The sequence below is a fragment of the Gemmobacter fulvus genome (assembly GCF_018798885.1).
GTDB lineage: Bacteria > Pseudomonadota > Alphaproteobacteria > Rhodobacterales > Rhodobacteraceae > Gemmobacter > Gemmobacter fulvus.
In genome coordinates this window covers 228,460-242,034 of record NZ_CP076361.1, presented here as the reverse complement: position 1 = coordinate 242,034, position 13,575 = coordinate 228,460, and the positions used below count along the sequence as shown (strand labels likewise).

General features: G+C 63.9%; 12 protein-coding genes. 6 read left to right on the top strand and 6 right to left on the bottom strand.

What is annotated here, in order from left to right; genetic code table 11:
* Window positions 1-7 precede the first annotated feature (7 nt).
* Window positions 8-577, bottom strand: a complete 570-nt coding sequence (gene mepK, locus KM031_RS01070; RefSeq protein ID WP_215504210.1) for a peptidoglycan L,D-endopeptidase MepK — start codon at window positions 575-577, stop codon at window positions 8-10.
* A 324-nt stretch (window positions 578-901) separates the two neighbouring features.
* On the opposite strand from mepK, the gene KM031_RS01065 reads away from it, so the two are divergent.
* Genes KM031_RS01065 through KM031_RS01050 form a run of 4 tightly spaced genes read left to right on the top strand, consistent with a single transcriptional unit; the run spans window position 902 to window position 5,185 of the window.
* Window positions 902-2,530 (top strand): L,D-transpeptidase family protein, encoded by a 1,629-nt coding sequence (locus KM031_RS01065; RefSeq protein WP_371879000.1) that lies wholly within the window; start codon window positions 902-904, stop codon window positions 2,528-2,530.
* 41 nt (window positions 2,531-2,571) lie between these two features.
* On the top strand, window positions 2,572-3,651 hold the full coding sequence (gene lpxD, locus KM031_RS01060; RefSeq protein ID WP_215504211.1) for a UDP-3-O-(3-hydroxymyristoyl)glucosamine N-acyltransferase: 1,080 nt from the start codon (window positions 2,572-2,574) through the stop codon (window positions 3,649-3,651).
* 44 nt (window positions 3,652-3,695) lie between these two features.
* The gene (locus KM031_RS01055; RefSeq protein WP_371878999.1) at window positions 3,696-3,977 is read left to right on the top strand and encodes an acyl carrier protein; all 282 of its coding nucleotides are present in this window, start codon (window positions 3,696-3,698) and stop codon (window positions 3,975-3,977) included.
* On the top strand, window positions 3,974-5,185 hold the full coding sequence (locus tag KM031_RS01050; protein ID WP_215504212.1) for a beta-ketoacyl-[acyl-carrier-protein] synthase family protein: 1,212 nt from the start codon (window positions 3,974-3,976) through the stop codon (window positions 5,183-5,185). The genes KM031_RS01055 and KM031_RS01050 overlap by 4 nt, the downstream gene beginning before the upstream one ends.
* Window positions 5,186-5,242: 57 nt before the next feature.
* Here the strand turns inward: KM031_RS01050 and KM031_RS01045 are convergent, their stop codons facing one another.
* A complete protein-coding gene (locus KM031_RS01045; protein WP_246566888.1) occupies window positions 5,243-5,917 on the bottom strand; it encodes an invasion associated locus B family protein in 675 nt (224 codons plus the stop codon).
* A 435-nt stretch (window positions 5,918-6,352) separates the two neighbouring features.
* On the opposite strand from KM031_RS01045, the gene KM031_RS01040 reads away from it, so the two are divergent.
* Both KM031_RS01040 and KM031_RS01035 read left to right on the top strand, forming a co-directional pair.
* The gene (locus KM031_RS01040; protein ID WP_215504213.1) at window positions 6,353-7,924 is read left to right on the top strand and encodes a helicase HerA-like domain-containing protein; all 1,572 of its coding nucleotides are present in this window, start codon (window positions 6,353-6,355) and stop codon (window positions 7,922-7,924) included.
* A 146-nt stretch (window positions 7,925-8,070) separates the two neighbouring features.
* Window positions 8,071-9,420 (top strand): CAP domain-containing protein, encoded by a 1,350-nt coding sequence (locus KM031_RS01035; protein WP_215504214.1) that lies wholly within the window; start codon window positions 8,071-8,073, stop codon window positions 9,418-9,420.
* Between the two features lie 3 nt (window positions 9,421-9,423).
* On the opposite strand, the gene KM031_RS01030 is transcribed toward KM031_RS01035, so the two are convergent.
* Genes KM031_RS01030 through KM031_RS01015 form a run of 4 tightly spaced genes read right to left on the bottom strand, consistent with a single transcriptional unit; the run spans window position 9,424 to window position 13,442 of the window.
* Window positions 9,424-10,749 carry an HlyC/CorC family transporter gene (locus KM031_RS01030; protein WP_215504215.1) on the bottom strand — a complete coding sequence of 442 codons (1,326 nt, stop codon included), beginning with the start codon at window positions 10,747-10,749 and terminating at the stop codon, window positions 9,424-9,426.
* Entirely contained in the window at window positions 10,746-11,693 is a 948-nt protein-coding gene (locus tag KM031_RS01025; RefSeq protein WP_215504216.1) for a site-specific tyrosine recombinase XerD, read from the bottom strand. The genes KM031_RS01030 and KM031_RS01025 overlap by 4 nt, the downstream gene beginning before the upstream one ends.
* A 2-nt stretch (window positions 11,694-11,695) precedes the next feature.
* Window positions 11,696-13,318 carry a hypothetical protein gene (locus KM031_RS01020; RefSeq protein WP_215504217.1) on the bottom strand — a complete coding sequence of 541 codons (1,623 nt, stop codon included), beginning with the start codon at window positions 13,316-13,318 and terminating at the stop codon, window positions 11,696-11,698.
* Window positions 13,308-13,442, bottom strand: coding sequence for a hypothetical protein (locus KM031_RS01015; protein ID WP_260692039.1), 135 nt, complete (start codon window positions 13,440-13,442; stop codon window positions 13,308-13,310). Before KM031_RS01015 ends, KM031_RS01020 begins: the two co-directional genes overlap by 11 nt.
* Between the last annotated feature and the right edge of the window lie 133 nt (window positions 13,443-13,575).

The following is a 13,575-nucleotide window of genomic DNA, read 5'->3' as shown; positions in this document are numbered from 1 at the left end:
GGCGCGTTCAGCCGCCCCAGTGCCGCACCGGACCGCAATCCATATGCACGAAGTTCGACCCGGAGTAACGGCCAACGCCGCCGGAAGCGCAGGCCTCTGCCGCGCGGGCCATCTGATTGACCGAGCGGGATTTGAGCCGCAGGTCGCTGGCCTGGCCGACCATGTGCAGCGAGTGCTTGGCAACGCCGCCGGATTTGGAGCGCAGCATCGCATTGGTTCTGGCGCTGCGGTAGCCAGACAGCAGCATATAGGGCTCTGACACATCCAGCAGACGATGCGAGGCCGCCATGATATCCACCGTGCGCGGATCCATGGTGATGGTTTCATCCGTGCGCCAGTCGCGCATGAAGTGGTTGATTTCCTTGAGGGCTTCCTTGATGTACTTGCCCTCGATCCAATAGATCGTGTCCATGCTTTCGCCGGTGCGGCCCGAATACATCCGGACGCGCCGGATGTCGCCTGCGCCGCGCAGCAAGCCGAACGCGTTGGAATAGGTCGGTGCTGCCACCACGGCAGCAGCCGCGAACACACCCAAGAGGCCACGCCGTGTGAACCCGGTTTTCGCAGAATTGGTCATGTGTAAGCCTGTCCTTCGGTATTCTGCCGCATGTGATCTGCGGTTCCTGCCACTTTTCCCCAAGTGCCCCATTCTTATGGCACAAGTCGAATCGCAACAGAAGTCCAAGATTGGCCGCAGGCCCGCAGCATCACGCCGATCGGCAAATATTTGCTGAACGCCGCAAAACGGTAGGAACCGTTTGGCAATTCTTGGCCGTGTTGCCAAAATGCGACGTTTTAGCCCTTGCACCGTGCGATTTCTGCCGCGGTTGAGGCGGTTGTGAATGGACTCACCCGCCGAAATCCCGGAAATTTGAGGAAATATCATTGAGCCGAGGTTCCGATGCCCGTTGCCGCTGTTGCGCCACTTCGTCTGATGCTGCCCCGCGTGTTTGGTCCTGGTCTTGTGGCGATGCTGCTTGCCACGGCGGCGATGACGGTTCCGCAACCTGTGCAGGCACAGGTCAGCCCCTTTACCCAATCGGTAGCGATTGCGGCCTCGGACGATGAGGCCATCGCCGCCTTCTATGCGGCGCGCAACTATGCCCCGGTCTGGACCGACGCGGGCAATGCCGAGCGGCGCAATGTGCTGCTGACCGCCTTGACCCGTGCGGGCGATCACGGCCTGCCGGTGCAGCGCTATGATGCCGGGGCGCTGGCCGATGCTTTCCGCGCCGCCCGCACCGAAGGCGACCGGGGGCGGCTGGAGGTGCGCATGACGCGCGCCTTCCTCGATTATGCGCGGGATCTGAACTCCGGCGTGCTGGTGCCCAAGAAGGTGGATCCGGGCATCGTGCGCGAGATTCCGGTGCGCAGCCCTGAGTCCAATCTGGCGATGCTGACGGATGCGGATCTGTCCGGCTTTCTGGCCGGGCTGGCGCCCACGGCGCCCGCCTATGCTCAGCTGATGAAGGCCAAGATCCAGATCGAGGCGCAGATCGCGCGCGGCGGCTGGGGGGAAGCTTTGCCGGCGGTGACGCTGAAACCCGGGGCCAGCGGCGAGGCCGTCGTGGCCTTGCGCGACCGTCTGGTCGCCATGGGCTATCTGGGGCGCAGCGCCACGCGCAGCTATGATGACACGATGGAAAAGGCCGTGCAGCAATTCCAGCTCGATCACGGGCTGGAACCGGACGGGGTGCTGGATGACAGCACGCTGGCGCAGATCAATGTTGGCCCCGAGGCGCGGCTGCAATCCATCCTCGTGGCGATGGAGCGGGAGCGCTGGATCAATATCGACCGGGGCCGCCGCCATATCTGGGTGAACCTCACCGACTTCAGCGCCCGCATCATGGATGATGGCAAGGAAACCTTTGCCACCCGCTCGGTCATCGGCAAGGACGTGCTGGATCAACGCACGCCCGAGTTTTCCGATACGATGGATTACATGGTCATCAACCCGTCGTGGTCGGTGCCGCGGTCGATCACCACCAAGGAATATCTGCCGCTGCTGAAAAAGAACCCGAATGCGGCGGGGCATCTGAAGATCGTCGACAGCAAGGGCCGTGTCGTGGATCGCGGCGCGATCAACTTCGGCAAATACACGGCGGCAAACTTCCCTTTTGCGATGCGGCAGCCGCCCTCGGATGGCAATGCGCTGGGTCTGGTGAAGTTCATGTTCCCCAATCCCTATAATATCTATCTGCATGACACGCCGTCAAAATCGCTGTTCGAGCGGGAAATCCGCGCCTTCAGCCATGGCTGCATCCGTCTGGGCCAGCCCTTCGATTTCGCCTATGCGCTGCTGGCCAGACAAAGCGATGATCCGAAGGCGACCTTCCATCAGGTTCTGGATCGCGGGGCCGAGGCGGCGGTGCGGCTGGAACAGCCGGTGCCGGTGCATATCGTCTATTTCACCGCCTTCCCGGGGGCCAAGGGCAAGATGAACTACCGCCGCGACGTTTATGGCCGCGACGGGCTGATCTTCGACGCGCTGATGCAGGCCGGGGTGGTGCTGGGCGGTCATCAGGGCTAAATCAGTCACAGGGCAGCAATCGCCCTGTAAGTGAGGGTGCCATGGCGCATATGATCCGTGATATTGCCGCCGCGCTCGGCGCGCAGGCGGCCGGAAACCTTGATCTGACCGTGACCGGCGCGGCAGAACCGCAAGTGGCAGGGCCGCAGGATCTGGCGCTTGCCATGGACCCGAAATATGCGGGGGGCATCGGCCAGGGCAAGGCGCGGGCGGCGGTGGTCTGGCAAGGCGCTGATTGGCAGGCGTTGGGGCTGGAGGCCGCGATTTTTGCGCCGCGCTCGCGCGTGGCGATGGCCGGGCTGACCGCGATTCTGGATGCCGGGCCGCAGATTGCGCCGGGCGTGCATCCGATGGCGGTGGTGGATCCGACGGCGCAGATCGGTGAGGGCGCGGCGATTGCGCCCTTCGTGGTGATCGGCGCAGGTGTGATCCTCGGGCCGCGCGCCCGCATCGCCAGCCATGTGTCGATTGCCGAAGGCGCGCGCATCGGGGCGGATGCGCTGATCCTGCAAGGCGCAAGGATCGGCGCGCGGGTCAGCATTGGTGATCGCTTCATCTGCCAGCCGGGCGCGGTGATCGGGGCGGATGGATTCTCCTTCGTGACGCCCGAACAGTCCGGGGTTGAAGAAATCCGCGCAACCCTCGGACATCGCGAGGAAATCCGGCAGCAAAGCTGGACGCGGATCCATTCGCTCGGGGCCGTGACCATCGGCGATGATGTGGAAATTGGCGCCAATGCCTGTGTGGATCGTGGCACCATCCGCGACACGCTGGTCGGATCGGGAACCAAACTCGATAATCTCGTGCATCTGGGGCATAATGTGCAGGTGGGTCGCGATTGCCTGCTGTGCGGGCAGGTCGGGGTGGCGGGGTCCACCAAGATCGGGGATCGGGTGGTGCTGGCCGGGCAGGTCGGGGTCAGTGACAATATCTTTGTGGGCGATGACGTGATTGCCGGCGGTGGCACCAAGATCCTCAGCAATGCGCCTGCGGGACGGGTTCTGCTGGGTTATCCGGCGGTCAAGATGGAAACCCAGATGGAAATCAACAAGGCCCTGCGCCGTCTGCCGCGGCTTGCCGCGACCGTGGCAGAGCTTCAGAAACTTGTTTCAAAACTGTGAGATGACGCCATAACACTTTCCCGAAAGGGGTGCAGGAGGTTCGCATGACACAGATGACAGAGGCCGTCGCGGTAAAGGATCGCGTCATTGCCATTCTTGCCGAACAGGCGGTGATGGATGTTTCCGACATCCGGCTGGAGGATTCGCTGGAGGATCTGGGGCTGGACAGCCTCGGTCTGGTGGAAAGCATCTTCGCCATCGAAGAGGCCTTTGATATCTCGGTGCCGTTCAACGCCAATGCGCCGGACCGTTCGGGGTTTGACATCAGTTCGGTCGCGGCGATCATCGCGGCGGTCGAAGGGCTCGTGGCGCAGCGCGCCGCATGAAACGGGTGGTGATTACCGGCGCGGGCACGATCAACGCGCTGGCGCATGATGTGACGGGCACGCTGGCCGCGTTTCGGGACGGGCGCTGCGGCATCACCGATCTGGAGATCCGCGACAAGGACCGACTGTCGATCCAGATCGGAGGGCAGGTGCATGACTGGAATCCCGAGACGCATTTCAACCGGCAACAAATTGTTCTGTATGACAAATTCACCCAGTTCACCCTTCTGGCCGCGCGGGAGGCGATTGCGCAATCGGGGCTGAATTTCGACGGGCATCTGGGTTATGAAACCGGGGTCGTGCTGGGCACGGCGGCGGGGGGGGTGAACACCTGGGACGACAATTACCGCAGTGTCTATGAAGAGGGAAAGAACCGCGTTCATCCCTTTGTCGTGCCGAAGCTGATGAACAATGCCGCCGCTTCGCATCTGTCGATGGAATTCAACCTCAAGGGCCCCAGCTTCACCGTGGCTACCGCCTGCGCCAGTTCCAATCACGCGATGGGGCAGGCGTTCCACATGGTCCGTTCGGGCATGTGCCGCACCATGGTGACGGGCGGATCCGAATCCATGCTGTGTTTCGGCGGCATCAAGGCCTGGGAAGGGCTGCGCGTCATGTCGAAGGATGCCTGCCGACCCTTCAGCCTGAACCGCAACGGCATGGTGCAAGGCGAGGGGGCAGCGGTGTTCGTGTTCGAAGAATATGAACAGGCCAAACGGCGCGGCGCGGTGATTCTGGCCGAGGTGGTGGGCTTTGCCATGACCTCGGACGCCTCCGACATCGTGATGCCCTCCAAACAGGGGGCGGCGCGGGCGATTGCGGGGGCTTTGCGCGATGCGCGTCTGGCACCTGAGGATGTCGGTTACATCAACGCCCATGGCACCGGCACCACGGCGAATGACAAGACCGAATGTGCCGCCGTGGCCGATGTGTTCGGCCAGCACGCCGACCGGCTGATGATCTCTTCCACCAAATCCATGCATGGCCATCTGATCGGCGGCACCGGCGCGGTGGAGCTGCTGGCCTGTATCATGGCGCTGCGCGACGGGGTGATTGCGCCGACCATCGGTTATGAAGAGGCCGATCCCGAATGTGCGCTGGATGTGGTGCCCAATGTCGCCCGGCAGGCGCGGGTGGAGGTGGCGCTGTCCAATGCCTTTGCCTTTGGCGGCATGAATGCGGTGCTGGCCCTGCGCCGCGCCCCCTGAAACGGCAAGCGCCGCGCCCCTTGCAGGACGCGGCGCCATCTTTGGGTCTGAACTGGCTTATTGCTTGGCGGGTTGCGCCAGCGCGTCATAGCCGGCGGTGAAGCCCTTGAGCGAGATCGCCAGATTGACCTTCTGGTCGGGTGCTGTCACCGGCACGATGGTCAGCGTGGCCTTGTTGCCACCCTTGAACGCGGCCAGATCTTCCTTGGTGAAGCCCACACGCGCCACGCAGCCGCTGCGGTCACACCAGCTGAACGGGTAGACGCGGCCTTTGCCGCCGTCGATCTGGATCACCAGATTTTCGGTCAGCAGGGTTTCCAGCGGCGCGCTGATCGTGCCGCCCGCCAGGGCCTTTTCGCCATCCGGCAGCGGGAACACACCGATTTCGGCAACGGCATTGCCCTCACTGTCTTTCAGCAGCTGATAGATCTGGCAGGGATCGGTGGTGCCTTCGGGGGCCTTGACGCAGCGCTGTTCCCAATCGCCATGGGTGGCCTTGGCATAGACCGAGCCGACGCCATCAGCAGCCGGGGCTGCAGCGGCATCCGGGGTGGCGGGCGCATCGGCGGCCGGTGCCGGTGCTTCGGTTGCAGGTGCTTCGGTTGCCGGGGCCGCCGGGGCTTCGGTCGTGGTCGCCGGGGCTTCGGTGGTGGTGTCTTGCGCCAGGGCGGCGCTGCCCAGACCGAGCGTCAGCGTGATCGCCAGTGCCTTGGTCAAGTCATTCATTGCCATTGCGATAAGTCCTCAAATGGTGATGCCGCCCCTTACCATGGGCACAGGGCGGAGTCAGTGTGAAAAAACTGTTCTGCCGGGCTGGCTTGGCGGTTTGCTGCCCATTGCGGCGGGCCGAAAGCCGGGTCTGCGCTGCCGGATCCAAAAGAAAAAGGGCCGGAAATCCGGCCCTTTTCCTATTTATTTGCTCCCTGTCGGACTGGCCGACTTCATTGGACCTGACGCTAAGGCGTGGCGTGCGACAGGTCAACACAAATCTGAGATGTTTGCGCTGCCATAAATCATGCAAAAAGGCCGCGCCTTTTATCGGCGCGGCCAGTCCACAGGGAGGAAGACAGCCCCTGTGGCACGCAGCGCCGCCGGGACTGTATTCAAGGCTGGCACAAAGAGATTAAGATTGTATTTTCGATACCAGAGTCAGCGAAGGGGCAGGGTGTGAGCGGTGATCAGGCGGGGATTTTCGTGGGTGGCGGCGGCGAGGCCTATGCGGCACCGCAGACGCTGTTGCTCAAATACGGCAACCGCCATGGCCTGATTGCCGGGGCAACCGGCACCGGCAAGACGGTGACGCTGCAAGTGCTGGCCGAGGGGTTTTCGGCGGCGGGCGTGCCGGTGTTCCTGTCGGATGTGAAGGGCGATCTGTCGGGCATGGGCGTGGCCGGATCGGCGGATCACAAGCTGCACGAGGCCTTCAGCAAACGCGCCGCCACCATCGGGCTTGATCTGGTCTATGCCGCCTGTCCGGTGACCTATTGGGATCTTTATGGCGAACAGGGCCACCCGATCCGCGCCACCATTTCGGAAATGGGGCCGCTGTTGCTGTCGCGCCTGCTGGAGCTGACAGAGCCGCAGGAGGGTGTGCTGAACGTGGCCTTCCGACTGGCCGATGAAGAGGGCCTGCCGCTGCTCGATCTGAAAGATCTGCAAGCCATGCTGGTCTTTATTGGAGAAAATGCGCAGTCCATCTCGACCCGCTATGGTCTGGTGTCCACGACCTCGGTCGGGGCGATCCAGCGGCGCTTGCTGGTGCTGGAAAATCAGGGCGGCGCGCAATTGTTTGGCGAACCGGCGCTGGCGCTGGCGGATCTGATGCAGGTCGATGCGCAGGGGCGGGGCCATGTGAACCTGCTGGCGGCGGACAAGCTGATGAACAGCCCGCGGCTGTATGCGACCTTCCTGCTGTGGCTGCTGTCGGAACTGTTCGAGGAACTGCCCGAGGTGGGCGACCCCGACAAACCAAAGCTGGTGTTCTTTTTCGACGAGGCACATCTTCTGTTCAACGATGCGCCCAAGGCATTGGTGGAAAAGGTGGAACAGGTGGCGCGGCTGATCCGCTCCAAGGGCGTCGGGGTCTATTTCATCACGCAGAATCCGGCGGATGTGCCCGAGAATATTCTGGGCCAGCTGGGCAACCGGGTGCAGCACGCGCTGCGTGCCTTTACCGCGCGCGATCAGAAAGACCTGCGGTTGGCGGCCGAGACCTATCGCCCCAATCCGCGCTTTGCCACCGAGGATGCGATCCGCGATGTCGGCACCGGCGAGGCGGTGACCTCGTTTCTGGAGGCCAAGGGCATCCCCTCGGTGGTGGAACGCACGCTGATCCGCCCGCCCGCCTCGCAGCTTGGCCCGATTGATCCGGCGCTGCGGGCGCAGCTTCTGGCCGCCTCGCCGCTGCACGGCAAATATGAGGCGGTGATCGACCGCGATTCGGCGTTTGAGAAACTGCGCGCCCGGGCCGAGGTGGCGGCGCGCGAAGCCAATGCCCCGGCACAGCCCGAAGGCGGCCTGTCGCTCGATCCGCAGGAGGTGCGCGAGTTCAACAAGGGGCGACGCTATGATGGCGGGGCGTCGCGCGCGCCCAAACCTGCCGCGCCGCCCAAATCCGCACCGCGCCGGTCGGACAGCGTGACAGAGGCCTTTGCCAAGAGCTTTGCCCGCCAGTTGGGCACCAAATCCGGGCAGGCCATCGTGCGCGGGGTTCTGGGGTCATTGTTTCGCAAGCGGTAAGACGCCGGGGGGAAAAGGATGTGGGCGAGGATCTGCCGTTGGGCACTGTTTGGCCGGAAGTGGCCCAGAACGGCCATCGACAGGTCATCTGAAAACCATATTGTCACGCGAAGTTTCAACTGTGACGGACACGAGGGCAGGCTGATATGACGTTGATGGCATCTGAACAGTATCTGGTGGAGCTGATCAACCGCGCCCGCCTGGACCCGCAGCAAGAGGCCGAACGCCAGGGCATCGCGCTGAACAAGGGCCTGCCGCAGGCCACCAACGGCACGGTCTGGCCCAGGATCACCACCGAGGCCAAGGATCCGCTGGCGGTTGTTGATGTGTTGAACCGCTCGGCCCGGATCCAGTCCGAATATCTCGGCAAGACCGATTACTTCAGCCATATCTGGAAAGACGGCACCGATCTGGATGCCCGGCTGGCCATGGCCAAGTTCAACTTTTCCGGCTCGATCCAGGGCGAAAATCTGGCGGGATATTCGCGCGGCCTGAAGGGTGAGGCGCTGATGGACAAGCTGCATGACAGCCTGTTTGCCAGTGCTACGCACAGATCGAACATGATCGGCATGGACTTTCGCGAGATCGGCATTTCCCAGCTGGGCAACAGCAAATGGGATTACCTGACCGAAAACTTTGCACGCCATGCCTCGACCGCCTATGTCACCGGCGTGGCCTATGCCGACAAGAACAAGGACGGGTTCTATTCGATTGGCGAGGGGCAGGATGGCCTGCTGATGCGCATCGTCGGCGGGGCTGCGGATCGCACCGAAGCCGCCGGGGGCTATGCGCTGGCCCATGCGGTTGGCCGCGCGGTGACAGTGGATATCGGGCCGTCAGGCAATATGGCGCGGGTGCAGACCAGCCTTGCCGACGGCAATGTGAAGCTCGACGTGATCAACGGATCGCTGCTGCGGGTGTCGGGCGATGTCACGCTGGTCAGCGGGATTGCGGATGCCGAGGCTTTGGGCATCGGGCGCATCAATCTGACCGGCAGCGATGCCGACAACAGCCTGACCGGAAACAACGCAACCAACCGGCTGGACGGCATGGAGGGGCGTGACCTGCTCTATGGCGCAGGCGGCAATGACAAACTGTCTGGCGGGGCCGGGGGCGACCGGCTGTTCGGTGGCGCGGGCAATGATGTTCTGGACGGTGACGGCCTGAATGACATGCTGGACGGCGGTACGGGCAATGATCTGCTGCGCGGCGGCGGGCAGAATGACAAGCTGACCGGCGGGGCCGGTGCGGATGGGTTCGAGTTCTCTCAGCGGTTCGGCGGCGACACGATCACCGATTTCAACCTGCGGGAAAATGACACGCTGCGCTTTGACGATGCGCTGTGGGATGGGCGCATGTCTGCACGGCAATTGGTCAATACTTATGCCAGCGTGACAAAGCAGGGCGTCGAATTCGATTTCGGCAAAGACGGCATCCTGCTGCTGGAAGATGTCAGATCGCTTGGCGGCCTTGCAGACGCCATCGAGATCTTCTGAGCCTTACAACGGGCGGATCTTCAGCTTGGTCAGGCGGTTTTCACGTTTTGCAGCCACTTCAAACCGGAAGCCGTGAAAGCTGAAGGCCTGTCCTTCATTCGGGATCATCTGCGCCTCGTGGATCACCAGACCCGCGATGGTATTGGCCTCGTCATCCGGCAGGCCCCAGTCCATCGCGCGGTTCAGGTCGCGGATCGTCATTGCCCCGTCGACGCTGTAATCGCCATTGGCATCGCGGCTCAGCGCATCCTCCTTGTGCACCACGTCAAATTCATCAGTGATGTCGCCGACGATTTCTTCGATGATGTCCTCAAGCGTGATCAGCCCCTGAAGCGAGCCATATTCATCGACCACCAGCGCGAAATGCGTGCGACGTTTGAGGAATTCGCGCATCTGTTCGTCCAGCGTGGTCGTCTCCGGCACGAAATAGGGCTTCATTGCCACTTTCATCACATCCAGATCGGCCATGGTGCCGGGCGCACCATCGGCCCCGCGCATCACCCGCTCCACCTCGCGCAGCAGGTCTTTGGCATGGATCACGCCGATGATGTTTTCCGCCTCGCCCCGATAGACCGGTAGACGGGTGTGCGGAGAGCCGAGAACCTGCGAGAGAATGACATCCGAGGGCAAATCGGCATTCACCATCTCGATCTGGCGGCGGTGGCGCATCACCTCTTCCACCGTGCGTTCGCCCAGATGCAGCGCGCCCAGCAGGCGGTCGCGGTCCTCTTTTTCTACCGCGCCTTCGCTGTGCCCCAACGAGATCGCCCCGACGATTTCTTCGCGCATCGCCAGCATCCGCCCGCTTTCATCCGGTTTCAGGCCGAACAGCCGCAGGATGCCACGCACCAGCAGCCGCACCACCGAGACGATGGGCGAAAACAGCACGATCAGCACGCGGATCACCGGGGCCACGCGGCTGGCCACGGGTTCGGGATAGGTGATGGCCAGCGTCTTGGGCAGCACCTCGCCAAACACCAGCACCAGCGCCGTCATCACAAAGGTCGCCAGCGCCACGCCGCCGTCGCCCAGCAGCCGTGTCAGCAGCGCCGTTGCCAGCGAGGCCGACAGGATATTGACGATATTGTTGCCCAGCAGCAGCGCGCCGATCATGCGCTCGCTGTCCTCGGTTACCCGCATCGCGGCGTGGGCACCGTTCGATCCCTTGTCGGCCTGCGCCTTCAGCTTGCCACGCGAGGCGGCGGTCAGCGCGGTTTCCGAGCCGGAGAAAAAGGCCGACAGGCCCAGCAGCAGCAGGATGATCCCGATGATGAGCCAATCGGCAGGGGCCAGCAGGGCGGGGGCTGCGGTAATCGGGTCGGGGGTCATTCGCGGTCAGGCCTTTTCGCAAGCGGATGGTTTTCAAGCACCAGCGATTTCAGATGGTCGTCCAGCACATGGGTATAGATTTCGGTCGTCGCCAGATCGGCATGGCCCAGCAGGGTCTGGATCACCCGCAGATCGGCGCCTCCAGCCAGAAGATGCGTGGCAAAGGCATGACGCAGCGTATGCGGCGTCACCTTGGCGGGCGAGACCCCGGCCAGCACGGCAATCTGTTTGATCAGCACATAAAAATGGTTGCGGGTCAGATGGCCATCCACCCCCCGGCTGGGAAACAGGTATTTCGAGGCGGGACGCCCGGCCTTGCGGTCCAGCTCTTCGGCACGGTCGCGGCGGGTCAGCCAGTCCGCCACCGCCACCCGTGCCGGGGCCGACAGCGGCACCATGCGTTCCTTGCCGCCCTTTCCACGCACCAGGATCATGCGCGGATCGCCCCGCACCGCCGCCACCGGCAGTTCCACCAGTTCGGACACCCGCATCCCGGTGGCATAAAGCAGTTCCAGCAGGGCGCAGTTGCGGATCTGATCCTCGATCGAGCGGCCCTTGTCGCGTGCGGCGTCCAGCAGGCGGTCCACCTCCTCATGGCTCAGCACCTGCGGCAGGCGCTGATCCTGCCCCGGGCCTTTCAGCCGCAGCGCCGGATTGTCGGCGCGCCAACCTTCCTCATGCGCAAAGCGGTAGAGTTGCCGGATCGCCGACAGCCGCCGCGCCCGCGTGGCTTTTGACAGGCCCTGCGCATCGCAGCTGATCAGGTAATTCTCCACCGCCGCCTGATCGGCGGTGACGAAATCCTGCCCGCGATGCGCCAGCCAGCCCGCGAAATCCAGCAGGTCGCGCCCATAGGCAAGCCGGGTGTTGCGGGCCGCGTCGCGCTCGGCGGCCTGTGCATCGAGAAAGGCCGAGATCCAGCGTTGCATCGGGGCGTTGGCCATGGTCAGCCCCGCCGCTCCAGCAGCAAGAGTTCCAGCGCGGTGCGCCGGGCCACGTCCTCCAGCCCCAGCTTGCGCAGCAGCGACAGGCCCTCGGCCACGCCGCGCGGATCGCCTTGCACGCCCCGGCCAACGCCATCAATCGCCGCCAGCAGCGCCTCGCCGATGCGTTTTTCATCCAGCAGGGTCTGCGCCTCGGCGGTGATCGCCGGGCGCAGAAAGGCCGGGGCCAGTGCGCGCGACATGCTGTCGGGCGGGGCAAGGCCGGTGATGTCGCCGCGCGCAAGGCCGATCAGAAACGCATCCTGCACATCGGGCGCGGGCAGCGCGGTCTTGCGCTTGATTGCTGCGCGTTCGTAATGCGGTGACAGCAGACCGATGCGGAAGGCGATGCCGGTGGCTTCGGCCTCGGGCAACGGGCTGTTCATCAGCCGTTCGGCATAAAGTGCGGCAAAGGGGATCTCCAGCTCTGCCGCCACCATGGCGCGCCAGACGGCGGGCAGGGCCTTGGCCAGCGCCTCGGGATTGCCCTCGGCCAGCGCATTGTCGAAGGTCTGGAACAGATCGACCCGATCCCATACCCCGCCCGAGGCGGCAGGCTGGCGCGCGGTATAGATGCCAAGCAGCAGGTTGGGCGTGATCGCGCCCACCCGAGCCAGACGTTCCGCAGCCTCGATCTGGGCTTTCCAGCCGGCTTGCGGGCGCAGTTCGGCGTGTGAAAACGCCAGCGGCAGGCCAAGGGTCGGCAAGGGTTCTCCCAGTGCCTCATACATGCGCCAGACCAGCGGCGTCGGCACTTCGGGCGCGGGCAAGGGGTCTGCGCCATCGGCCAGTTCCGCATCAAGGAAACGCGACAGCAGCACATCCTCTGCCGGGTTCACCTGACCCAGCGCCTGCGCGGTGTTCAGTGTCAGCGCGGCGGCAGACCAGTCACCGGCGCGGGCAAGGCAGAAGATGCGCGCGGGCAGGGTGGGGGCCAGATGCGGCGCGGATTGCATCTCGGCGCAGGCGGCATCTTCGTTGCCGGTCAGAAGCGCAATATCGAACCGGCGGCGGAACAATTCGGGCGTGGCCGGGCCTGCCAGCTCGGCCAGTGCTGCGGCCTGATCCAGCGCGCCCATCGCGAGCAGTTTGTCGATCCGCGCCAACAGCAGGATGCCGCGCCCGCCACTGTCAACCGGCGCATCCGCCTCGGCCAGAAGCAGCGTGATCAGCAGCGCCTGAAGGGCGGGCAGGGTATCCGTGCGCTCTTGCGTGATCTTGCGCGCAATATCCTCGGTGCGCGACAGACCCCATAGCGCGCGGGGCAATCCGGTGCGGGCGGCGGCCAGCAAGCCCACGCCATCCGGCGACGGCGCGCCCAGAACCGAGGTCATCACCTCGGTCGGTCGGGCGTCCTTGGTCACGGCGGGCTCGTCGCCGCGTGCCTGCGGCATCGGTGTCGAGCTGGGCAAGGGCCGGCCGCTATGGCCCGGCGGTTGCGGCGTGGAGACACGCGCGCCCGCAGGCGTCGTCACCGATTGCGACAGCCAGTCAATTGCAGACATCGGCCCTTCGGCCCAGACCTGCTGCGGCGCAAGCAGGATCAGCAGCAGCACCGCCGACAGGCCCCGCGCGTCAGTTCGCATCCAGTGTCACCGGCTGCGTCACATCTTTCTGAACCGGGCTCATATCGCCCAGATAGGCATACCCCGTCAGCCCCACAAACCCGAGAACACCCAGAAGGAGGAGAAGTTTGATGATCCGTCCCATAGCCGTGCGTCCTTTTGCTTCTGCCCGTTTCTTGCCGCGTGCTGCCCCGAATGCCAAGCCGCTGCGGATGGTTCGCGTCGATTATATATGGCATTTCGCCCGAGTTCACGCCATTCAGGGACAAAAGTTTACG

What these genes read in the sequence shown, in the direction of transcription:
- KM031_RS01015 (WP_260692039.1), bottom strand. Translation starts at nt 13,442, where the DNA reads ATGGGACGGATCATCAAACTTCTCCTCCTTCTGGGTGTTCTCGGGTTT.
- mepK (WP_215504210.1), bottom strand. Translation starts at nt 577, where the DNA reads ATGACCAATTCTGCGAAAACCGGGTTCACACGGCGTGGCCTCTTGGGT.
- KM031_RS01035 (WP_215504214.1), top strand. Translation starts at nt 8,071, where the DNA reads ATGACGTTGATGGCATCTGAACAGTATCTGGTGGAGCTGATCAACCGC.
- KM031_RS01030 (WP_215504215.1), bottom strand. Translation starts at nt 10,749, where the DNA reads ATGACCCCCGACCCGATTACCGCAGCCCCCGCCCTGCTGGCCCCTGCC.
- KM031_RS01020 (WP_215504217.1), bottom strand. Translation starts at nt 13,318, where the DNA reads ATGCGAACTGACGCGCGGGGCCTGTCGGCGGTGCTGCTGCTGATCCTG.
- lpxD (WP_215504211.1), top strand. Translation starts at nt 2,572, where the DNA reads ATGGCGCATATGATCCGTGATATTGCCGCCGCGCTCGGCGCGCAGGCG.
- KM031_RS01065 (WP_371879000.1), top strand. Translation starts at nt 902, where the DNA reads ATGCCCGTTGCCGCTGTTGCGCCACTTCGTCTGATGCTGCCCCGCGTG.
- KM031_RS01025 (WP_215504216.1), bottom strand. Translation starts at nt 11,693, where the DNA reads ATGGCCAACGCCCCGATGCAACGCTGGATCTCGGCCTTTCTCGATGCA.
- KM031_RS01050 (WP_215504212.1), top strand. Translation starts at nt 3,974, where the DNA reads ATGAAACGGGTGGTGATTACCGGCGCGGGCACGATCAACGCGCTGGCG.
- KM031_RS01045 (WP_246566888.1), bottom strand. Translation starts at nt 5,917, where the DNA reads ATGGCAATGAATGACTTGACCAAGGCACTGGCGATCACGCTGACGCTC.
- KM031_RS01055 (WP_371878999.1), top strand. Translation starts at nt 3,696, where the DNA reads ATGACACAGATGACAGAGGCCGTCGCGGTAAAGGATCGCGTCATTGCC.